General features: G+C 48.7%; 29 protein-coding genes and 1 pseudogene. 11 read left to right on the top strand and 19 right to left on the bottom strand.

The features are described from left to right. Positions 1–21 precede the first annotated feature (21 nt). Positions 22–441, bottom strand: coding sequence for an SRPBCC domain-containing protein (locus HNY42_RS09420; RefSeq protein ID WP_188004351.1), 420 nt, complete (start codon positions 439–441; stop codon positions 22–24). A gap of 163 nt (positions 442–604) precedes the next feature. Between HNY42_RS09420 and HNY42_RS09415 the strand changes: the two genes are divergently transcribed. From HNY42_RS09415 to HNY42_RS09405, 3 genes are all read left to right on the top strand, one after another. Continuing rightward, positions 605–1,222 carry an ArsR/SmtB family transcription factor gene (locus HNY42_RS09415; protein ID WP_188004350.1) on the top strand — a complete coding sequence of 206 codons (618 nt, stop codon included), beginning with the start codon at positions 605–607 and terminating at the stop codon, positions 1,220–1,222. Then, positions 1,209–2,417: an MFS transporter gene (locus tag HNY42_RS09410; protein WP_188004349.1), complete on the top strand. Its 1,209-nt coding sequence runs from the start codon at positions 1,209–1,211 to the stop codon at positions 2,415–2,417. Before HNY42_RS09415 ends, HNY42_RS09410 begins: the two co-directional genes overlap by 14 nt. A 140-nt stretch (positions 2,418–2,557) precedes the next feature. Beyond that, positions 2,558–3,010, top strand: a complete 453-nt coding sequence (locus HNY42_RS09405; protein ID WP_188005435.1) for a GNAT family N-acetyltransferase — start codon at positions 2,558–2,560, stop codon at positions 3,008–3,010. 148 nt (positions 3,011–3,158) lie between these two features. Here HNY42_RS09405 and HNY42_RS09400 read toward each other — a convergent pair whose 3' ends face one another. The 5 genes and pseudogenes from HNY42_RS09400 to HNY42_RS09380 all read right to left on the bottom strand — a co-directional run bounded on the left by HNY42_RS09400 (position 3,159) and on the right by HNY42_RS09380 (position 6,084). After that, positions 3,159–4,070 carry a methyl-accepting chemotaxis protein gene (locus HNY42_RS09400; protein WP_188004348.1) on the bottom strand — a complete coding sequence of 304 codons (912 nt, stop codon included), beginning with the start codon at positions 4,068–4,070 and terminating at the stop codon, positions 3,159–3,161. Positions 4,071–4,374: 304 nt separating this feature from the next. Beyond that, positions 4,375–4,851 carry a VOC family protein gene (locus HNY42_RS09395; protein ID WP_188004347.1) on the bottom strand — a complete coding sequence of 159 codons (477 nt, stop codon included), beginning with the start codon at positions 4,849–4,851 and terminating at the stop codon, positions 4,375–4,377. Beyond that, positions 4,848–5,669, bottom strand: a pseudogene (locus HNY42_RS09390) (hypothetical protein). Before HNY42_RS09390 ends, HNY42_RS09395 begins: the two are co-directional and overlap by 4 nt. A 19-nt stretch (positions 5,670–5,688) precedes the next feature. Continuing rightward, on the bottom strand, positions 5,689–5,868 hold the full coding sequence (locus HNY42_RS09385; protein WP_188004346.1) for a hypothetical protein: 180 nt from the start codon (positions 5,866–5,868) through the stop codon (positions 5,689–5,691). A 27-nt stretch (positions 5,869–5,895) separates the two neighbouring features. Continuing rightward, entirely contained in the window at positions 5,896–6,084 is a 189-nt protein-coding gene (locus tag HNY42_RS09380; protein WP_188004345.1) for a PspC domain-containing protein, read from the bottom strand. 136 nt (positions 6,085–6,220) lie between these two features. Here HNY42_RS09380 and HNY42_RS09375 point away from each other — a divergent pair, with 136 nt between their 5' ends. Next, positions 6,221–6,436 (top strand): hypothetical protein, encoded by a 216-nt coding sequence (locus HNY42_RS09375; RefSeq protein ID WP_188004344.1) that lies wholly within the window; start codon positions 6,221–6,223, stop codon positions 6,434–6,436. A gap of 70 nt (positions 6,437–6,506) precedes the next feature. Here HNY42_RS09375 and HNY42_RS09370 read toward each other — a convergent pair whose 3' ends face one another. Beyond that, positions 6,507–7,817 carry a right-handed parallel beta-helix repeat-containing protein gene (locus tag HNY42_RS09370; protein WP_188004343.1) on the bottom strand — a complete coding sequence of 437 codons (1,311 nt, stop codon included), beginning with the start codon at positions 7,815–7,817 and terminating at the stop codon, positions 6,507–6,509. Positions 7,818–7,910: 93 nt separating this feature from the next. On the opposite strand from HNY42_RS09370, the gene HNY42_RS16265 reads away from it, so the two are divergent. Beyond that, the gene (locus HNY42_RS16265) at positions 7,911–8,156 is read left to right on the top strand and encodes a hypothetical protein (protein ID WP_255508298.1); all 246 of its coding nucleotides are present in this window, start codon (positions 7,911–7,913) and stop codon (positions 8,154–8,156) included. A 111-nt stretch (positions 8,157–8,267) separates the two neighbouring features. Further along, complete coding sequence (locus HNY42_RS16260) at positions 8,268–8,525, top strand: hypothetical protein (RefSeq protein WP_255508297.1); 258 nt, start codon at positions 8,268–8,270, stop codon at positions 8,523–8,525. Positions 8,526–8,568: 43 nt separating this feature from the next. On the opposite strand, the gene HNY42_RS09360 is transcribed toward HNY42_RS16260, so the two are convergent. The 5 genes from HNY42_RS09360 to HNY42_RS09340 all read right to left on the bottom strand — a co-directional run bounded on the left by HNY42_RS09360 (position 8,569) and on the right by HNY42_RS09340 (position 12,433). Then, positions 8,569–9,072, bottom strand: a complete 504-nt coding sequence (locus tag HNY42_RS09360) for a DUF1572 family protein (protein WP_188004342.1) — start codon at positions 9,070–9,072, stop codon at positions 8,569–8,571. A gap of 20 nt (positions 9,073–9,092) precedes the next feature. Beyond that, positions 9,093–10,271, bottom strand: coding sequence for a hypothetical protein (locus HNY42_RS09355; protein ID WP_188004341.1), 1,179 nt, complete (start codon positions 10,269–10,271; stop codon positions 9,093–9,095). A 153-nt stretch (positions 10,272–10,424) separates the two neighbouring features. Next, positions 10,425–11,168: an SDR family NAD(P)-dependent oxidoreductase gene (locus HNY42_RS09350; RefSeq protein WP_188004340.1), complete on the bottom strand. Its 744-nt coding sequence runs from the start codon at positions 11,166–11,168 to the stop codon at positions 10,425–10,427. A gap of 24 nt (positions 11,169–11,192) precedes the next feature. Beyond that, a complete protein-coding gene (locus tag HNY42_RS09345) occupies positions 11,193–11,987 on the bottom strand; it encodes an SDR family NAD(P)-dependent oxidoreductase (protein ID WP_188004339.1) in 795 nt (264 codons plus the stop codon). Beyond that, positions 11,984–12,433: a MarR family winged helix-turn-helix transcriptional regulator gene (locus HNY42_RS09340; protein WP_188004338.1), complete on the bottom strand. Its 450-nt coding sequence runs from the start codon at positions 12,431–12,433 to the stop codon at positions 11,984–11,986. Before HNY42_RS09340 ends, HNY42_RS09345 begins: the two co-directional genes overlap by 4 nt. A 226-nt stretch (positions 12,434–12,659) precedes the next feature. Here HNY42_RS09340 and HNY42_RS09335 point away from each other — a divergent pair, with 226 nt between their 5' ends. After that, positions 12,660–14,408 carry a methyl-accepting chemotaxis protein gene (locus HNY42_RS09335; RefSeq protein WP_188004337.1) on the top strand — a complete coding sequence of 583 codons (1,749 nt, stop codon included), beginning with the start codon at positions 12,660–12,662 and terminating at the stop codon, positions 14,406–14,408. A gap of 108 nt (positions 14,409–14,516) precedes the next feature. After that, entirely contained in the window at positions 14,517–14,918 is a 402-nt protein-coding gene (locus HNY42_RS09330; protein WP_188004336.1) for a VOC family protein, read from the top strand. 67 nt (positions 14,919–14,985) lie between these two features. On the opposite strand, the gene HNY42_RS09325 is transcribed toward HNY42_RS09330, so the two are convergent. From HNY42_RS09325 to HNY42_RS09310, 4 genes are all read right to left on the bottom strand, one after another. Beyond that, positions 14,986–15,363 (bottom strand): hypothetical protein, encoded by a 378-nt coding sequence (locus HNY42_RS09325; RefSeq protein WP_188004335.1) that lies wholly within the window; start codon positions 15,361–15,363, stop codon positions 14,986–14,988. A gap of 34 nt (positions 15,364–15,397) precedes the next feature. Then, positions 15,398–15,940, bottom strand: coding sequence for a nucleotidyltransferase family protein (locus HNY42_RS09320; RefSeq protein ID WP_188004334.1), 543 nt, complete (start codon positions 15,938–15,940; stop codon positions 15,398–15,400). Positions 15,941–15,954: 14 nt separating this feature from the next. After that, positions 15,955–16,431: a hypothetical protein gene (locus tag HNY42_RS09315; RefSeq protein ID WP_188004333.1), complete on the bottom strand. Its 477-nt coding sequence runs from the start codon at positions 16,429–16,431 to the stop codon at positions 15,955–15,957. A 131-nt stretch (positions 16,432–16,562) separates the two neighbouring features. Beyond that, complete coding sequence (locus tag HNY42_RS09310) at positions 16,563–17,525, bottom strand: DMT family transporter (RefSeq protein WP_188004332.1); 963 nt, start codon at positions 17,523–17,525, stop codon at positions 16,563–16,565. Between the two features lie 129 nt (positions 17,526–17,654). Between HNY42_RS09310 and HNY42_RS09305 the strand changes: the two genes are divergently transcribed. Then, positions 17,655–19,000 (top strand): IS3 family transposase gene (locus HNY42_RS09305; RefSeq protein WP_370528923.1). Its coding sequence is split into 2 segments (ribosomal slippage): positions 17,655–18,090 and positions 18,090–19,000, totalling 1,347 coding nucleotides; the frame shifts between segments, so codons are not numbered across the junction. 71 nt (positions 19,001–19,071) lie between these two features. Here the strand turns inward: HNY42_RS09305 and HNY42_RS09300 are convergent. Together HNY42_RS09300 and HNY42_RS09295 are read right to left on the bottom strand one after the other, a co-directional pair. Next, on the bottom strand, positions 19,072–19,521 hold the full coding sequence (locus HNY42_RS09300) for a hypothetical protein (RefSeq protein ID WP_188004331.1): 450 nt from the start codon (positions 19,519–19,521) through the stop codon (positions 19,072–19,074). Between the two features lie 61 nt (positions 19,522–19,582). Further along, positions 19,583–19,885, bottom strand: a complete 303-nt coding sequence (locus tag HNY42_RS09295; RefSeq protein WP_188004330.1) for a putative quinol monooxygenase — start codon at positions 19,883–19,885, stop codon at positions 19,583–19,585. A gap of 115 nt (positions 19,886–20,000) precedes the next feature. On the opposite strand from HNY42_RS09295, the gene HNY42_RS09290 reads away from it, so the two are divergent. Then, the gene (locus HNY42_RS09290) at positions 20,001–20,348 is read left to right on the top strand and encodes a hypothetical protein (protein WP_188004329.1); all 348 of its coding nucleotides are present in this window, start codon (positions 20,001–20,003) and stop codon (positions 20,346–20,348) included. A gap of 10 nt (positions 20,349–20,358) precedes the next feature. Here HNY42_RS09290 and HNY42_RS09285 read toward each other — a convergent pair whose 3' ends face one another. Continuing rightward, positions 20,359–20,679, bottom strand: coding sequence for a hypothetical protein (locus tag HNY42_RS09285; RefSeq protein ID WP_188004328.1), 321 nt, complete (start codon positions 20,677–20,679; stop codon positions 20,359–20,361). A 104-nt stretch (positions 20,680–20,783) separates the two neighbouring features. Between HNY42_RS09285 and HNY42_RS09280 the strand changes: the two genes are divergently transcribed. Further along, positions 20,784–20,972, top strand: coding sequence for a hypothetical protein (locus HNY42_RS09280; RefSeq protein ID WP_188004327.1), 189 nt, complete (start codon positions 20,784–20,786; stop codon positions 20,970–20,972). Positions 20,973–21,010: the final 38 nt, after the last annotated feature.

Here is a 21,010-nt window from a genome sequence, read left to right as displayed (position 1 = left end):
CTTTTTGCTGTCTGCTCGTATTCAGTGTTGTTCCGCGTATGCTTTGAAGCGGTCGAGGATGGCCTGCCAACCGGCCTGCTGCATTTCTGGAGGATTCACCGACTCCGCTTCAAACGTTTCAACGACTTCCGTTTCCTCCCCGTTCGCTGTAAACCGTACCGTTACATGCCGTCCGTCGTCGAGCGTATAGGCAAGTTTTTCATATAAGATGACTTCCTGGTAGACACCGGAGAAGTCAAACCCCATACTGCCGTCTTTTGCCGCCATATGACTGGAAAAACGCCCGCCTGCCTGGACATCGTTCGTCGCTTCTGTCGTATGCCAATCGTCCGAAGCGGCATTCCATGCTTTGATGTGTTCCGGTTCCCTCCAATACGTCCAGACTTCGGCGACAGGACGTTGGATTACGGTCTGGATCTGAATTTCTTGAGCTTGGTTCATATGAATCACTCCTCTGTAAGTTCAGAATCTGTTCTTTGTTTAACGTTCTGCTTTAACTGAACAAATCCTTCTTTTTGAAAAATGGTTTATTTTGTCAATCATTCAGGTATACTAACTTTATAGTTAATAAAAATTAACCGGTTAATAAAAAGGAGTGTTAGTCATGGAACAGCAGGCGATTTTGATTCTCGAACAGTATGAACAACTCAAAGTCATCAGTGATCCGATGCGGACAAAAATGCTGATGCATCTGATTGAACAGCCACATACCGGTCAGCAATTGGCTCAAAAACTTGACGTCTCCCGGGCAAAGATTTTGTATCATCTGCGGGAACTCGAAAAGTATCAGTTGATTCAACTCGTCGAGGAAGAAGTCCGAGGCGGAAATGTATTGAAGTTTTATCAGGCGGTCGCCCGCGGATTCATTCCGGCTGATCATCTCCTGAATCTTGTTGAGACGAAACAAGCGACACGCCAGTCTTATGTCGAGGTCCTCGACAGGGCGAAAACACGTGTCTTGACGGCGCCTGAACGTTCGTTTGCCCCGCGTTCCTCTGACGTAGAGGACTGGGAAAGCCTGTCGTTCCAACAAGAACTCCGACTTTCACCTGAGCAATTCTTGATGTTTACGAAACAATACCGGGAACTGTTGCAGGACATCGAACAGGATCCTTCGACGGCTGAAGCGGACAAAAAATTATATTACGTAATGGCAACGGCGTTTGAGATTGATGCACCGTTATTTCAAGAGGATGAGGAGGGACGAGATGCAGGCGACTGAATCGGGACTTCATCAACCGCTGTTAAAGAACCGTTCGTTCCGAGCGCTGTGGCTCGCCAGTACCTGTTCCTTTCTCGCCCTATCAACCTACCTGTTTGCCGAGCAGTGGTATATCCTCCGTGTCTTGAAACTCGATGCGTATTTAGGTCTCGTCTTGATGCTGACGTTGTTGCCGCGGATTTTTTTAATGGTGTTCGGCGGTGTGATTGCCGATCGGTTCAAGAAATCGATCATCTTACGGTATTCCAGTCTGATACGGCTCACCTTTGTGTTGTTCCTGCTGTTCGTCTATCACCTTGAACTGTTGACGATTGTTCCACTCGCTGTATTTGCCTTTACGTTCGGTTGCATCGATGCTTTTTTTTCCCCGGCCAGTGCGTCCCTGTTGCCACTCCTCGTTTCAAAAGATGATCTGACACGGGCCAATTCAATTCTACAAACCTCCAATCAAATGGCATTGTTCTCCGGACCGTTGCTTGGCGGGTTACTGCTTACCTTCTCATCGTTCCACTTCTTATTTTTGACGATTGCACTGTTTCTTCTGCTCGCATCGCTCGGTACCTTGTTTATTCGTGAACATCCAGTAGACAATCCGACTCGTACCTCCGCTTGGCTTGAGCTCGTGCAAGGATTTCATTATGTGTTTGCCGACCAATACTTAAGACGGATCCTCTTCCTGCTGATTATCATCAATTTCTTCTTTTTTGGTCCGTTGCTGATGGGGATACCGTTACTAGTCGATCGAGTTTTAGGCGGTCAAGCCCTTGATCTCAGTTATCTTCAAGGTGCGTATCAGCTCGGCATGTTGCTCGGGGCAGCTTGGATCGGCTTCAACCACTCGATCAACCAGTCGTTTCGCCTGTTGCTGTCGTTGATTGGTCTGCTTGGAGTCGGTCTTGGGTTACTCGGACAAATCGGACACGTTTGGCAAGGCGTTCTGCTGCTGCTGACAATGGGAGGGATCTCCTCCATCATCAATGTCCTGATTTTGACGACGATTCAAACGACGACACGACCACAAATGATGGGACGGGTCATGAGCCTTGTCAATGCCGCGTCCAACGGTCTGGTTCCATTGTCTTACGCTGCCCTGTCCCTCTCATTGTCGTTTGAGGTCCGTCTCGAACAAATTCTTTTATTTTGCGGCTACGGTATCGTTTTTGTGGTGTGTGCTGCCTTTGTTCGGATCAGATGAACGCATCAAAAAAAAGCCATATCCCGTTTCAGGGGATATGACTTTAACTTGTAGAAATGAAAAAACAGGAGTGCAGAATCTTGACCCATTGAAGAACGAGTGCATCAAAACTAACTGTGAGGAGTGTGGCATCTATGGAGATAAACATCCGTCAACTGTCAGCTCATGAGAATCCGCCGATAGAGCTTTTGCTATTAGCGGACCCGTCTCAGAAAATAGTCGAAGAGTATTTGCAAAGAAGCCGTTGTTTCGTTGCTGAAACAAGAGATCAGCTGGTCGGGGTGCATGTGCTTCTACCCACGAGACCGCAAACGATCGAAATCGTAAATATTGCAGTAGACGAGAAGTCTCAAGGAAGCGGCATCGGAAAATATCTCTTACAACATGCCATCGAAACCGCGCAAGCGATGGGATACGGAACCATCGAAATCGGGACAGGAAATTCAAGCATTGGCCAGTTGGCACTTTATCAAAAATGTGGATTTCGGATTGTTGGAGTCGACCTGAACTTCTTCTTGCGGCACTACGAAGGGGACATTATTGAAAACGGTATCCGGTGCACCGATATGATTCGGTTATCTCAGGACATATAAGAGTCATCCTCTAAAACAACTTGACGGATCAAAGTATGTTTCAGGAAAACGATTCAAAATGACAAAAAAGCGGTCCTTCTCGAAAAAGAGAAAAACCACTTCGTCTTCAGTCTCAAGTCATGTCGGAACTTAGGTCGTGACTTCCCATTTAAATGACTGTCGTGAATTTCTTTGCCGTTTCATTCAGTTCATGGGCCGACTCACTGACGGTCTCAAACCGTTGCAACGTCTCTTCCATGACGGAAACACTCGACGAGGCATCAGCGTTTGCCCGCGTGATGCCCTGTTGAATCCGCTCCAGCTCCTTGTTCATCTGTTCCGTCGTATTTCGGACGTTGACGACAGCCAGTTCAACAAGCTTCGAGAGATTACGGACTTCCGTCGCAACGACGTTAAAGCCGCTTCCATGCTCACCGGCGCGTGCTGCTTCAATCGAGGCGTTCAACGACAGTAAGTTCGTCTGCGCCGCAATCTCTTTGATCGTCCCGGTAATCTTTGTGATCTCGGAAGACTGTTCCTGCAGATTCGCGAGTGTCCGTAAATTTTCTTTGGCATCGTCCGCCATCTTCTCGATCGTTTGTTTCAGTTGACGGCTCTCCTGTTTACCTTGCATGGAACGGTCATCAAGATCCGTTGCGATGCCGGCAAAGGACGTCGCATACTCTTGGATGGTTTCTTGCCGGTCCGTGACATCAGAAGCTATCTTGACGACGCCGACGACTTGGTTTGCTTCATAAATCGGCATATAAGTTGCTTCAAGCCATATCGAGTCGCCGCGGGCGTCAATCCGTTCGATTTTATCAGCCGAGCTGAAACCGGCCAGTAGTTTGTTCCATAATTTTTGATATGCCTCACTGTTCACAAAGTCCGCTCGGCAAAACAGATGGTGGTGCATACCGATCATCTCGTCGCGTTTGTACTTCATGGTCTTGGCAAACAAGTCGTTGACATCAACGACCCGGCGTTGCGTATCAAAACGGATCATCGCAACATTCGTGTTTAAGGCTTCAAGGACATCTGTAGAGGCAAGTGTTTGATTGTTAGATAGCGGTGTCGTCACGTGGTTAATCTCCTTCGGGTCGAATAGTACTTTGATTTTTAGAAAATGAGTAGAAAGATATTTTTTATCGAAACATTTTTTAGTGTGCTGTTATCATAACAAGCCATGATTGACGTGCACATCATTCTGCTCATACGTCTCAAAACATTGACCCATCGCTCAAAACAGGTCTTTTTTGGGAATATCTTCTCCCTTCTTTACAACTTAATACCAATCAACAACATCTTTCTGCTGGAAGTGATTCTTGAAGATCCAATACACAAAAAAGCCCTCTCCGATTCACGAAGAATCGAGGAGGACTTGCTTATTTCAGAGTGAAACCACGGTCATTTAAAAGAGTCTCCCATTCACTTAAGTACATATACTCCTGCGCCCCGAGCGGATTGTCGAGCTTCGTGATGAACTCGAGACTATTGCCGTCCGGATCGTTAAAATGGATCTTCGCATGAGCATGCTGGGCAATCGGCATGACGAACGGTTCCGTCCCTTCAAAACCAAATGCCTTGCGTGGCGTATAACCACGTTCCGTCAGCCAACGGACCGAATCTCGTAAGCCGTCGAGCGAGACGTGAAAGGCGATATGCCGGATCGACGGATGATACGGCAGTTCGACTTGGTCCGCTTGCCAGAGACCAAGCCAACTTTGCTCTTCAACAATCCAGAGAAAGGCGATTTTCTGATCCACGATGTGATCGACCTTCAAACCAAGTCCCGTATAAAACGCGATGGACTGCTGTAAGTCGCGGATGGGCAGATGTGCTTCGTACAGACCAAGAATCATTGCCGTTCACGTTCCTTAACGTGTCCGTTCAGCGCCTCGATGTAGCGGCTGGCAGAACGGGCGACGGCGGCTTTGGCATCCGTCACGACGATTTTATGGAACGCATCGTAGATTTGATTAAAGCGGACGTCTGTTAGGGCAGACGCCATCTCAGCGACGGTTGCCGCCGGTAACGGAATCAGGTTCGGATAACTGTACATGAAGCTGACCCATGCCCGGTCGGCAACGACACGGACGATATCCCCCGTCAGTAAAATCCCGCGTCCTTCGTCCCCCGTCGTCCATTCGAGCACGGTCGCCCCGTCAAAGTGACCGCCGATCCGGTGTAACACTACATCGTCAGCTAACTCCAAACGGTCATCGGACCAAAAGACAATCTGTTCACTTGGTCGCGTCACCCACTATTGATCTGCTTCATGAATGTACAGTGGAATTTCAAACGTTTCCGCCCACTCGACCTGGGTCGCGTAATAGTGCGGATGCGACAAGGCCATCGCGTCGAGTTGACCCACTGTATCGATGACCGCCTGATCGAGATAGGTGATGCAGTCCCAAAGAATCCGTTTGGTTCCCGCGACGAGATAAGCCGTCTGCCCGATCCCGAACTTCGGTGTCGTGACGAGACTCGAAAGTCCCGGTTGTTCCTCCGTCACGGTCGTCTGATATGTATCGGACGAAATCATATCCGGAAGTGTCGTCCACGATTGACCGTTTGGATTCACATATTGCCGCTCGTCCGTACAAATCGGACAGATGTCGTCCTGTGTTACGTTCTCATCCATCTGGACCCCGCACGTCGTACAAATTAAGTAAGTCATGCCTATTTCCCCCTGCTGTTTAAGATCTTTTGACGCGTAACCAAATGATGTTGATCAGGGCAAAAATCAGAGCACCGGCCACGAATCCGAGTAGGACACTGACATCAAAGGTCCCCTTCGCTTCGTAAACAATCAGTAAACCGACGATCGCACCAATCAAAATGCCTAACACACGAAGTGCAATCTTTCCGTTCGTCATCGTCATGCCCCCTTTTGTTCATTTGTTTTACAACGTTCTTGGTGCATCCGCCATCGCGTTAGCGAGAATCATGTAAATGATTAAATTAATCGGAAGCGGAATGACAAGGAAAATCAGACGGACGGCCAATGACGAAATACCGAAGTGTTCCGCGAGTCCGCCGCATACCCCCTGGATCGAGCGGTCTGTTGCTGATCTGCGTAGTGATTGTGCCAATCGTCTCCCCTTCTTTCTTTAATTTCATTTTGGGTGATCCATCCATATGTTACAATAATTAGTATAGCGTAATGGAGTTCAATTTTGCAGGGGACAGCCCCTTTGATTCGGAATCTGACAGAAAGGACGTGAGACATTGGATATTTTTTATTTGATTCAGGAACGGGCGTTACCGTTCTCGATTTTGGCTTTACTGATGATGGCGAGTGCCGTCGTCGTGTATGTTGTTTGGAAAAAACAGGTCAGCTTGCCGTTGCCGTTGCGTATTTTTACGACTGTCATCTGCCTGACCTGTATCATCGGTTCAGCCTGTTTGATGCTTTTCACACTGTTCGTCGGCTACAACGCTTAAAAAAATACGAGTCCGGTAAACAAACAGACGTCACCTTCCCTCAAGGAGAAGAATGACGTCTGTTTTTCATTCATCGTATGACTGCCCGCTCAAAAGCGGTTTGAGTACGGTATTCTTGATCCTGCCAAATCCAACGCTTTGCTGTTCCTTTCGCCAAACGATAGGTATTCTGTTCGAATTGATTCCCGGAGCTCGTCTTAAAGCAGTGGGCGACAAACAGATTGTCTCGTCCCGTCGTAAACGTATTGTGGTCGATCCGGTTATCGCGGACATCGTGTTGGACCAGCAGTTGTCCGCCTTCGAGACCTTTCGTATCATTGCCAGTGACTTGATTGTCCGTAATCCGGACCTGCTTCGTTCCGCCGCGCTTCTTGTCATAGCCGCCAATCGAAATACCGGTAAACCGGTTTTGTTGGATCAGATTGCCGCGGACCGTGACGTCTTCCGCATACTGCTTTGCATGTTCACTTGTTACTTCAATCCCGATATCATTCCGCTCGACGGTATTGTTTTCAATCGTCAGCTGTTTGCCGCCGTCGACGTAAATGCCGGCTGCATTGTACTCCTTGCCATAGACCGGATTTCCGTAACTTGAACTGTCGGAAACGTGATTCCCGGCAATCGTCCCGCTCCGTGCATAATCCTCGGCCGGATTCGTTGCGACCCCTTCATAGCCAATTAAGTCGATGCCGATGTTATCGTTCCGTCGAACAGTGTTGTCCGTGACGGAAAAACCGTTGATGTTACCATTCAGCACCAAGGCTTCGCTGGCCCCGAGCCGGTTATCTTCGATCCGGTTACCCCGGACAGTGATCTGCTTCAAACGACCGGTTCCATAGATTGCAATCCCGTGGGCGTTGCCGTCTTTCGCATTGGTTTGAATTCGCCGGACCTGGTTGCCAATCAGTTGAATGTTCCGCCCGGTGCCGGTAACAAAAATTCCGATCGGTGTCTCATTGGTTCGTGTCGTCGCGATGTCGGCGACCACCAGTCCTTGAATCGTCACGTACTGTCGATTTTCGATCCGGACGAGTGCCGTGTCCCCGTCTTTCTGCTTCAGCGTCTTACCACTTAACACCACTTTCTCCTTTTGATAGTTCCGGAAGACGACCGGTGCGTGTTTCGTCCCGCTGTACTTGACGGTTAACGCTTCCGGATATGTTCCTTTACGCAGATAGACCGTTGTCCCGGCTTTCGCGAGCTGACTGGCTCGTTTCAGCGTTTTCAGCGGTTGCTTAAGCGAACCGGAATTCGTATCCTTGCCGGTCGGAGCGACATACAGAATGTGTTTAGCTGCTGTCGACTCCGCCGGTTCTTGATTCCAAGTCGTCGAACAGCCAAACAGTCCGAGCGACAGCAAGAGAATAAAACGTTTTTTCATATAACCCTTCCTTCCTATGAAACCTAATCCGATTGTAAATATCATCCATTCCCCTTACACTGAATGTACTTACATATGAGGGGCGTGACGTGGATGTTGAAACAACTGCTTGTCTGTTCACTATCGGCACTTTTACTTGCCGGTTGCAGTACGGAAGAAACCGGTCCGAAAAAAGTCATCAAACCAACGGAACTGCCGTTGACACTTAAATTAGTTGAGTCCAAAAAACCGGCAGATGCCTTTGTAAATAGCGCGACCTATCTCATGACCGGTCAAACGGATCAACCCCTTTACCTGACCGGAATCGAGTATTTTGCGTCGGGCAAGCAGAAAATCTAGTTTTCCGAGACCATCAAACCCGGTCAATATGACGGAAAATCACTGAAACTCAGTCAACAGTCTGATCGCACAAAAGGCTACCGGTCCTACAGATATGAGCTGGAGGATACGATGAATGAGTGGTCCGAAGAATCAAATGATTTGAAAAAATCCTTGATGACGGGTGTCGAGTTTCAGAACCAATCATTCCACGCATCTGAATATGACCTGTTGATGTTAGAAAAGTCGACCATTAATGAGTCCATGGTCGGAAGATCATTAGCTGGTATCAATTCTCCTGAAGGCATCAAACTTAAAAAGGGCGAGCATGCTTTTACGATTTCATTATCGACTAAATCCTTCGGTACCCCAAGTGCACGTACACTATGAAAACAGACCTGTCTCTTCGTAAAAAGAGGCAGGTCTGTTTTGTTCAGTGCCGCTGATGCGGCAAGGGGATCGTCAATGGTTTGAAGTCCGGTCCAAGCAGGATTTTCATCAAAAAAATCAGCTGTCCGGTGTGATAGGCATAATGCGCGAGCTGCCGTTCAATCGCGTCGACGACGAGATGCGGTTCACCGCGAATCAAAACGGTCCGTTCCAGATCGTTTGGTGTCAAGGAGGCAAGCGTTGATTCGACGAGTTGCCAGCCGTCGTTCCACAGTGTCAGCAAGGTCCCTTTGTCATGACCCTGGTCGACAAACTCGGCATCCCGGTTACGATCCGGCTTTTCCCCGTCTGTCGTCAAAAAGTCGGTCCAACGAGAGGTCATATTGTTCGTCATATGCTGAATCAACAACGCGACGCTGTTCGTATCCGGTGCCAGTATCTGATGGAACTGTTCCTCATTCAGCCAGCCGAGTGCCTGCTCTGCCGGTTCGCGGACGGCCCGGAACCGTGCTTGAATTGCCGTCAAATACACCTCTTCAAAAGCCATTTTATTTCCTCCCTTTGCTGTTAATCCATCACAAAGTCCACACCATTTGCTCCTTCGACCGGTATCGTCCGTAACGTTTTTAAGTTGTCATCCGTGATAATCAATCGGCCTTTTCCGGAAAATGACGTTTTACTTTCCGTGAAATATGACGTCTTCTTATATGGATTCCGGTAGAGGTAACGGTAATAGTTTCCCTCCTTCCAAAAATCAGGTCGGACCGGTTCAACCCGGAACGCTTGTCCGAACGTCCACTTAACGAGCCGTTGATCCGTATCGTTTTCACCGGTGCCGATGATTTGATAACCGGTCTGTTTGTTGATCATCCGCATCGGTTCCGTCGCCCAGTAGTTGACATCATCCAATACTGAAAATGACTTTTGCTGCATCGTTCCGTCCGTCTTCAGCCGGATCATCACGCCGTCGGTCGTTGCAAAATATGCGGTCTCTTTCGCACCGTATAACGCCGTATAGGCATACGGTTCGTCCGCTTTTCGAATGACGCGTGATTTTCCGGTCGTCTGGTCGAGCAGGACCATTCCGGCCGCCCCTTCTTTATCATCCTCGGTACCGTTGTTGGCATAAGCAATCGTCTGATCCAGTTCAAGAATCGGTGAATCAAAGACCGGCATCAGCCGGTCTTCAATCGGATACCGTTTGTCTGTCCGGACGTTGATCAACTGAATTTTTTCCTTTGGCTTCGAGGCATTCGATTCCAGCCAGACATCTTTCCCGTAATGGGCAACGGATGTGATCGCTGTATTCGGCACCTCATGTTTTGTAAACGTGTCCCGTTTTAAATCATACGTAAAAAAGTGATCGGCTTCGATGCCATCCGGGTGATGCGCATAGATGTGGCGCGGGTCGGTTCCTTTTTGCGACAGCATCATCAGATAGAAATCCGGGTCAGCAATTGCTTCTGTCTTCAGCTCTTTACCCGTTTTCGATAGTGTCGTCATCAATCCCGGTTCTTGCGGATCATCCTGTGTTTCTTTATAACGGTTAATATCGCTTCCATACAGCAGGATGACCTGACCATCTTTCGGTGTAAACGTCATCGTCGTGAGATCCTTCGAAATGACCGGATAGGAAACGGCTTTTGGTTCCTCCGGACGCAATCCGAGATATAAAGCACCTGCACTGACAAGAACGACCAGGCCCGCCGATCCGTACAGCATTCGTTTTTTCCATGATTGAAGCATGAATATCCACTCATTTCGTTTGTCATTTTCACCTTCCATTGTACCGCTTTTTTTGTAAAAAAATTCTTTGAAAACGGATTTTCATTACCAATTGACCTGTTGTTCCATAAAAAAGACACTGTCGGATGGACAGCGTCTTTCATTTCATTTCAGTTATCTGGCTGTGACGCCACCATCTACCGGAAGACCGATTCCCGAAATATGGCTCGCTTCATCTGTTGCGAGGAAAAGAACAGCGTGCGCGACTTCTTCGGCTTGTCCGACATGACCAAGCGGAATTACCTGTTCAAAATAGTCTTTATACGCGGCCATCGACGGGGCACTCATCTTCGTCTCGATGTAACCCGGGTAAACGGCATTGACCCGGATGTTGTACTTGCCGTAATCGACAGCCGCCGCCCGTGTCACCGCATCGATGGCGCCTTTTGATGCCGTATAACCACCGGCTCCTGCCATTCCGCTGATGGCAGAAATCGAGGCGATGTTGACGATTGAACCCCCGGTCTCCTGCATCAACTGAATCGCCTGTTGCATCCCGAGCAGAACACTGTTGACATTGATGTTAAAAATTCGGGACCAATCGGTTTCGTTCTGCTCTAAAAACGGGGTACTCAACGCAATGCCGGCATTGTTGACCAGAACATCCAGTCGATTAAACTCCCGCTCAATCATGTCCATGACGCCTTGCCAACTTTCACGGGAAGAGACGTCGTGGCGTAACGCATACGCTTGACCGCCTTCAAGCAGAATCTGTTTGACGACCGCACGGACGGCCTCCTCATTGATGTCGGTCGCGACGACGACGGCACCTTCACGCGCCGTCATCATTGCCGTTGCTTCTCCCATGCCGCTTCCGGCACCGGTCACTAACACGATTTTTTCTGCTAATCGATTCATTTTCATCCACTCCGTTTCTTGATGTTAAGGTTGCATTGCTAAAAAATCGGGACTGGTCGGATTGCCGATATAATGTCCGCCTTCAATTTGTAGGGTCTGCCCGGTCATGAACTTGGATTCGTCTGACGCAAGATAAACGACGGCATGTCCGATATCATCGGCCTCACCGTGATACGGAAGAGCATTGTATTTTTCGAAGGTCGCGAGCAGACTGGGACTCATGTTGTCTTTTGCTGCTGGTGTCAAAATTAAACCGGGAGCAATCGCATTACAGCGGATCAAATCCTTGCCGTACTGCGTCGCGATATACTTCGTCAATTGAACGACGGCAGCTTTCGATGTTCCGTACGCGGAGCGGATACTGTCGCCCGCAAAAGCCGACATCGAAGCCGTATTGATGATCGAGCCGCCACCAGCCTGTTTCATATAGGGAATCGCATAACGGGCACCGAGCAAGACACTTTTGACGTTAACGTTCATCAGGCGGTCCCATTCCGCGAGGTCCATCGCGACGACATCGAGATCTTTTTGAAGATTCGTCAGACCAACGTTGTTAAACAGGATGTTGAGTTTTCCATAGGCTTCGACGGTAAATGTAACGGCATTCTGGATCGAATCGGCTTCCGATGCATCCAGGAAGACCGCCTGAGCCAATTTTCCTTGTCTCCGTAAACCGGCCGCCACGTCTTTTGCACCCTTGATGTTGTAATCTGCGATGACGACCGCAGCACCTTCTTCCGCAAGCAATGTTGCTGCCGATAAGCCGATACCTGACGCACCTCCTGTCACCAATGCCACTTTTCCCGCTACTCGATTCATCGTTTCACTCCGTTCTCACGCTTTGCCCGGATATGGGTCAACAGTTTTTCGTTGATTGCCAAATAAAGCCGAATCTCTTCTTCATCCAACACGTCATACAGTTCAAGATACTGTTGTTTTCCGATCGCCTGAGCTTCACTTAAGATTTGCTCGCCCTGCTGCGTAATCTGAAGCAAGACTTGCCGCCGGTCCTGTTCGTTGTAGACCCGCTCGACCAGTTCAAGCTGGATCAGTTTTTTGGCGATATTCGTCATCGCCCCTCCCGTAAAACCAAGTGTTTCCGCTAACTTCATTTGATTTTGAGGTCCTTTTCGTTTTAACTCCCCTAATGTCAAAATCGGTGAGATGCCGATTTTGTGCGGAAAACGAGCGTTCCAATCAATAATGGCTTCATTTGTCACAGCTTCCACCGTATGAATCATCTTAAAAAGTTGATCTTGTTCCATTGTCCCCACATCCTTTTGGTCGGTATTCTGTCCAACCAGCATTTTTACTTACCACGTTAAATAATTTAACACTAAACTATTTAACTGTAAACTTTTTTAAGTAACAGGATATCCCGCACGTTTTTTTGTTCACCTCGTACTTTATTTACTACGCTCGCTATAACTTTTTAAAATTTCAGCCGATAAAATAGATAAGCAACACGCAAAACATCACCAGGAGGATTATATGGACACAACACGGACTCATTCCATCAGAACACGTTTACTACTCATCATCAGCTTGATTCTCATCCTGTTCTTTGTTTTCAGCAGCTTCTCACTTTACCTGACAACTAAACAAACTGCACTATCGACACTCAAGAAAACAGCGGAACAGGATGCGCTCCGGATTTCAGCCTCCGTCGATTCCGCTGCTTATCAAGAATTTTTAAAAAATCCTACGAATGACGCGATCTATGATGAATTACGCGAATCACTGGATCAACTCCGCAAGCAAAACGGATTGTTGTATGCCTACACGGCAAAAGTGGACCAAAATCAGGTCAAACTATTGATTGACGGTCTGCCGGTTGCAGAGGCCGCAAACATTAATGATCCGGCAACCGGTGCTGTTGCCTCCGACATGAAGGACGTCTTACGCGGAGAGACCCACTCAACCGATGTCATCGATGATCCAAAGTTCGGAAAATATATCAGCGTCTATGTTCCGTTAAAAAGTCCGACCGGAAACATCATCGGTATTCTAGGAACTGACATCGCAGCGAAAGACGTCGAAAACTTGACGACGGCGATGCTCAAACAAACGTTGCCGCTTTTTATCGGTCTGTTGATCGGTTTACTCGCTGTGACGCTGGGGCTTCTCTATTACATACTCGGCCGGAAACTGAAACCGCTTGAGACCCTGCAGTCCGTCGCGAAGATGATTGCCGATGGAAAACTCGAGCTGGCCCATCAGACGATGCACCGTTTGACGATTCCGGCAAAAGATGAAATCTACGCACTCGCCCGCTCGATTCAGCAAATGAATGAAACGCTTCGGTTGATGATCGTCGACATCAAACGGACGACGGTGCTCGTGACAGAAACCAGTCAAGCCATCGACGCCGGCACGACGGAAGTGCTCGACGGTTCAACGCAGATTGCCGAAACGATGTCGGAAATTGCGATGGGGACCGAAAGTCAGACACATACGACACTCGCCTTGACGGACGAGATGACCGGCTTCTCCGCGCTTGTCCAAAAGACGGCTGACGACAGTCAAGACATCGAACAGACGGTCGAAACGATGCGAAGCGTGTCGCAAGAAGGACAAACGCAGATGAAACAATCCGTTGTCCGGATGAACACGATTCATACGCACGTCGCCGAAGCCACGGAGCAGGTCCGACAATTGAAACAACAATCGAACGATATCCAGGCGCTCGTGACGATCATCCGTGACATCGCGGCGCAAACGAATTTACTGGCATTGAACGCCGCCATCGAAGCCGCCCGTGCCGGCGAACAGGGAAAAGGATTTGCTGTCGTCGCGACCGAAGTCAAGAAACTGTCGACCCATGTCGCAAGCAGTGTCGATCAAATCGCTGCCATCGTCCAAAATATCACCGGGAATTCAACACAAATGGAAGTCCGGTTTGTTGAGACCCTCCAAGAGACACGACTCGGGCAGCAGGAAATCCAAGCGACGGACAGCTCGTTTTCGCAAATCGCGGGACAAGTTGGAACTGTCGCTGCGTCGGCGTCCGATATGCGCAGACAAATGCTTGATGTCGCCCGGACGGAAGCCCGGATTCGCAGTGCGTTGACAGAAATTGCCGCCGTTGCCGAAGAACATACGGCCGGTAATGAAGAAGTCGCCGCAGCATCGGAACAGATGATTGCAACGATTACCGGATTACATGTCCTGGTTGAGACGTTGAATGAAACATCGGCTTACTTGACTGATCAGACAGAGAAGTTTGAACTGGAATCATGAAAAACGTCCGTTTCCTCATAGGAAGCGGACGTTTGTTTATGCTAAAATTTAAACCGGAATCGCTGAACATAATCTATTTTGTGACTGACTGGAAAGGACGTTATTTCATTGAAACAAATCCATCATCTCTGTATCCAGACGACTGATTACATCGCGTCAAAAACCTTTTACGAACAACTCGGCTTCGAGCTGATCCAGGAATCACCCAATTTCCATACACGTGCCTTCAACAGTTGGTTAAAGCTGGGTGACTTCTATATCGAACTCCAGACAAACAAAGTCGACGAGACATTGAAGTCCTATACGAAACATGCGGCCGGTCCCGTCCACTTCGCATTGTATGTCGATGATTTACAGGCGGAAGTCGCACGGCTCGAACAACTCGGCATGCCGTTTTTGCCGAAACATGGCGGTAATATTTACTTCGTCGTCGACGGTCATCTCAGTAAACTGAAGGCACCGGAAGGAACGATCATCGAACTACGGGATACGTGGACGATCAAAGAATAATCAAACAAACGCTTATGCCTCGTATATTCAGGGCATAAGCGTTTTTCCGTTACAATAAAAAATTTTGTCATTTGATTCCCAAGTTCTCGATATACGTCGTTTTTGCCTTGTCGAGTTCATCCGACACCTTTTTCAATTCTTTCCTTACGTACTGGTCACCCTGCTTTTGATAGACACTTTCTTGCAGTGACTTCTTACCTCCCTGCACAGGTGCATCATAGGACAATTCAATCCAGTCCCCGTCATCACTGACTTCAATTCCCGTTTCTTTTCGGACGATCGGATCGTGGTTCCGTCGTACGAGTTCTTCGTTTTCCAGTTTAATCACGGTATCGATGGATTCGTTAAACTTCTTTTTGTAGTCAGGTGGCGGTGCTGGTTCCCGGAATAGGTAAAAGACAATCAAGGCTCCGAGACTGACAAGCAACATCTTTTGAAAGTTCATCTGTACCCTCCTTTTACAGCCGATCATGAATTATTCAGAACTGATTGACTATCTGTAAATCATGCCGCTTGTCCCATCCCTTGTCGGCTACGCGTTTTTGAAAGATGGTATGATGCGGTAACCCTTTTGAGAACAGCGGGGTCGGACGAATCGTCCGGGTCTGTAAATCGGATGCGCCATATGCCAGGTACAACTGAAATTGTCCGTCCGTTAACTTTGCCGCAATCGCCGTCACCGTCTCCGGAAAATGCGCAATCGCGACACAGGTCGATTGATACGGTGGTAACTCGTTTTTCAGATGCATCCGCGCCTGATTTTTAACGGACCACGGCAACGGTTGCCAAGATTTCAATAACGCTTCATACTGTTTTTCCGTCGCTTCCGATGTATCGGTCGCGTCGTAATAGACGACATCGATATCCTGTTCCTCAGTCAAAGTCAGCCCCCAAATCAACGACCGGATGTAACCGGTGCAAATCCAGGCATCCGGCAGTCCGAGCCGGTCGACGAAAGTTAACTGTTCGTGCAGTATTTCATTTTCACTTAAGACATGGTAAATGTCATTGGTTTCTTGCATCGATTGGCCCCCATTTAAGTCTTCAACTTTTTCCACGTCTTCGGATAGGTCCGCAACTCTTTTTTTGTCGGATGCTCGGGATCGAGTACTTTTCCACGGCGTTCAAGGATCGTATCCGCCATCAAGAGCATGATGGCGAGCAACAGATACACACCGATGCTCGTGAAGAACGGCAAGCTCAGATTTAATACGACCGGCAGAAAAAGACCGACCAAGACGATGAAACAGTAATCAATTACGTACTGGATTTGGATGATCCGCTTCATTGCCGGATAAGGCGTCAGCGCCATATCCCGGTTGACTTCTTTGGAATGTAACCGGGCAATCAGTACCAGCGCAATTACGAGAACGGCGAACGGCCAGTAGGCACCGCGGTTGGCGACAATCAGGACAATACTTGTTCCGTATAATAATGCGCTCATCATCCGTTGCTTCACCAGATGTCGTTTCGCTTCTTGGATGAACTGGGTACGTTCTTGTTTATTTTTCATGTTCTTCGCTCCTTCCACTTTCATTATACAATTTATAGGAGATGATGAATCATAGTATGGAAAGAATGGAGTGTTTAAAACTAAAAATGTCTCTTTTTCGGATTGATTAGATCCAAAAAGGAGACATTTCTTTACAAGCGAATCAAAATGATCCCGACAATCATCAAACCAAGGCTAAATAATTGAACACCGGTGACCGGCGTTTTCGCTGCGCCAAACCATCCGAAGCGGTCAATCAACAGACTGCCGGTCAACAGACCGATCGTGACGATGACGACGGCAACGCCCGTTCCAACGAGCGGGACGATAACTGCATTCCCGGCGATAAACAAGGCGCCGATCAACCCGCCGATCCAAATCCACCATGGAGTCGGGAGCGACCGGTTGAACTGCCACTTCGTCCGGACGATCACGTTCACGAGCAACAACGTCACCGTGCCGACGATAAAGGAAATCAACGCTGCTTTAATAGCGGACTCGAGCACAACTCCGAGATGGCCGTTGATCGCGGCTTGGGCGGCACTCATCATCCCCATGACGACACCGAGAATTCGCCAACCGTAAATCGTCGAATCGACCGGCTTTGCCTGCTCCGGATGCCGGCGTTTCGCGAGCCAATCGCCGAGCGCAACCGTTCCAACGACACCAAGTAAAACAAATCCCGCACCGATTAGTCTTGTGGACGAAAGCGGTGTGGAATTTGTAGAAAACCAACCGAAGTTGTCAATCAGCAGTCCCATCAGCACCTGTCCAAAAATCGGCATGATCACCGTCTGGACACCGCCGATTCGCGGGAAGAGCAGAATGTTTCCGGTTAAAAAGATGACACCGAGCACGCCGCCGATCCAAATCCAGCCGGGTTCCGACCAAACGCCCGGATTCAGACTGAAATTGCGTTCGACAAAGAGTGTCAGTACGATCAAAAAAACCGTCCCTATGCTGAAGGACAGCAAGGACGCAAGGAATGGTGAACCGACGATTCCACGCAGCCGTGTGTTAACACTCGTTTGAACCGGAACGAGAATCCCGATGATCAATCCAATGATAATGGCTAGAATAAGAAGCCCTCCTTTTGTACGAGTCGTCCCTATCATATGTCAGAGACGGACGGGAAAGCGATTTGCCTGCTTATATCATCAGTTGAACACAAGAAAAAGCATCCGGATATTGAACTGCCCCATAAAAGTTGGACATGAAAATCCAACTTTTATGGGGTGTTTTTTATGGTCAAATATACGAAGGCGTTTAAAATCCAGGTCGCTGAACGTTATCTGACGGGACGAGACGGATACCAAGGTGTGGCGAAAGAATTCGGGATAGCGCGTCAACTGATCCGTGACTGGTCGCGTCCCTATGAAAGTTGGGGGGAGACGATCTTCGATCCTTCCTATACAACCCACTCGCCGACATTTAAACTGGAGGTATTAAATGACATGGCGACCAACGGGCTGTCCCGCATAGAGGCGGCTATAAAATACCGAATCTCCTCCCCAGGGATGATCTCGAACTGGCGATCAACGTATGAACGGGAAGGGGTCGAGGGTCTGGTCGCCAGACCGAAAGGACGTGCCCCGATGGCGAGACGCAAAAAGAATCCTGAAGAGATGACAGAGGTTGAGAAGCTCAAGGAGCGAATCGAGTACCTAGAGATAGAGAACGCTGCGTTAAAAAAATTGAGAGCCTTGGTTCAAGAAGAGAACGCGCGACGAACCGGATCAAGGCGCAAGTGATCGACGAGTTGCGGGCGATCTATCCCGTCCCGGGACTCCTCCGCGTGCTCGGTATGGCCCGAAGCGTCTACTACTACTGGCGGACGCGCCTGACGGGCGAAGACAAGTATGCGGAGGTGAAGGCAGCCATCCATACCCTCTTCCACGAACACGAGGGGCGATGTGGCTATCGTCGCATCCACGCACTCCTCGAACGCCAGGGCTTCCGGCACGACCCGAAGACCATACGCCGTCTCATGAAAGAGCTCGGGCTTAAGTGCCTCGTCCGCATGAAGCGATACCGCTCCTATAAGGGGCGAGTCGGGAAGGTCGCGCCTAACCTTCTCCAACGGGACTTCAAGGCCTCCGGCCTGAACCAGAAATGGGTGACCGACGTCACTGAGTTTCACCTCTTCGGGGAGAAGCTCTACCTCTCGCCGATGATGGACTTGGGAAACCGTGAGATCATTGCCTATACCATGTCGGACCGTCCCACATACCAATTCGTCGGCGAAATGTTGGACCAGGCAATCAGAAGGCTCGATGGAGAAGCCCAACCAATCCTCCATTCCGACCAAGGTTGGCATTATCAATACCGAGCGTTCATCGATACGCTCCACGAGCACGGCATCACGCAAAGTATGTCCCGTAAGGGAAACTGTCTCGACAACGCAGCCATCGAAAGCTTCTTCGCCGTGCTCAAGTCAGAGCTCCTATATCTCAAGGAGTTCGATGACATGGACCACTTCAAATGTGAGCTCAAGCGTTATATCGAGTACTATAACCATCGTCGTATTAAGAGACGACTAAAAAACCTGAGCCCGGTGGAATACCGGACTCAGGTCCTCAAGGTCGCCTGACGAATTATTTATTGTCTAACTTTTTTGGTTCAGTTCATATCGCGGATGCTTTTTGCAACAAAGAAATTTCATTACCGGTATTCGTTGCTTAACGGCTGTTCCGGGTCGGCTTGTCTAACACGGTGATCTAAGTTGGTTTCGACGGCGACTATCATTATGATTATTACCGAACTAGCCAAATACCAATAGAACATGTGCGAATCGGAAACATCCGCCACATGAGGGATCGTGATAAGAGTCATCGCTATACTTATAAGGACAAAACTAGCAACATAACTCAGTTGAATCCACCGTTTGGCTTGTTTCATGTTTGTTATCCGACAGATTTCGAGACCCTCTTTTCGTGAAGATATTCCGAAAAGAATCAAAGCGAAAACGATCAGAAAAATCGACCATATAGGCTGATCGGTTAAAAATAGGATCAGGAATCCAATCGCCGCAAAGCAGGCAGATACCATTCGCACTGGTTTCATCCGCTTGCGAATGGTTTGTATGGTCTGGATCCGTTCTTGTTTGTTCATCTTCTCACCTCATTACGGTAATACGCGTTCTGCCTATAGAAGTTCCCTCTTTTTGGAAAGGTTATTTTAGTCCCTTTCCCCCGTGCGGCTGATCTTCAAGCACCCGTTCGACATGTAACAGAATCGGTCGCGCTTGTTCAATCAATTTTTGTGTCGCTGGCAACTGTAAGGATGCCATATGTGCCGCTTGATCCGTCCATATCTCCCGGACCATCACGGTATCAGGTTCATCATTCATACTGACGACATACTGCCGGCAATCTGTCACATGCTCAAGTGACGAAGCGGCTTCTAACAGCAATTCCGCCAATCGGTTTCCCGCGCCTAATTGTGTCGTGAACTTCGTGAGTAATCCGTAATACATTGTTCTCTCCTCATTATATCTAATGACGGACTATTTAATTCGAGACTCCTGGGAACATTTAGGTGGAACAGACGTATATTATGAATAATCTATAGAACCAAAGGGAGGACCTGTTTTGAAGAAACGTCTGTTTTTAGCGACCAGTTTGTATCTGCTCGTCATGATGATGACGATTTACGCCATCTTTTTCGAACAATCCGATTCGACTTTTCTGCTGGTCATCCAACTTGGACTGTTGATCCACTTCTACTTTCAGTACCGGATGTCGTATATCGTACCTGATCAGGATGTTCCAACTGCACCATTTCGATTGAATGTCCTTCGAACCGGACTGATTGTAGCAGCCTTCGTCTCGTACATTGCGCTCGATACCGTACCCATCCTGCTCGCAACGGCTGTCGCTTTAGCGATCGCTGTGCCGACGCTTGTCTCCTACCTCCGTTTACGGATGCAGGAGGATTGACGCGTACGGTTCATTTTCGTTCCGGTAAGGAGCAGGTGCGTCCAATGAAGACGACCTGCTGCTTCGCCAGTCGAAAGACCTGGTATTCACCGCGTGGATCGGTGTTCAGCTGGACGGCAACCTGATGCCGGGCTTCTTTCGTAGATGCCGTCTTGTCATAAGCAGACCGGACCGCAACGATCGTCTCTTTGCCATATTGCTCGGCGACATGTTTCGTCACCCGGGCACGCACGATTTGTTCAAACGTCTCATCCTGTTCCTGCTCAAGAAAAAACCAACCGATGCCGCCAATCATTCCTAATAAGAGTAGTGCCAGTACCGTCTTTCGCATTTCGAACGCCCCGTTTCCGTTTTGTTCTCTTTAGACAGAATTCGCTGTTCATTCCAGACCTCCTGCTTATTGAAGAAAAGCAGGAGGAGAAAGGAGGTCTTCATTTGTCTTCTCGCACTGTTCCTTTAGTGTTTCGCTTGTTATTGGCGGGATTGATTCTCGTCAGCCTGCTGAACACCACCGTCCTCGATCTGCCGCGATTGACGCTCGTAACAAATATTCTACTTGTGCTGGTCGCATTCTTCTTTTTCGTCCGTTTGCTGAAAACTTCGCAGAACAAAAAAAAGCCGTGAATCCATTCCTCTTTCAGGAATCGGGTTCACGGTTTTTG

Source organism: Exiguobacterium sp. Helios, from assembly GCF_014524545.1.
Classification (GTDB): Bacteria; Bacillota; Bacilli; order Exiguobacteriales; family Exiguobacteriaceae; genus Exiguobacterium_A.
This window is presented reverse-complemented; position numbering and strand designations above follow the sequence as displayed.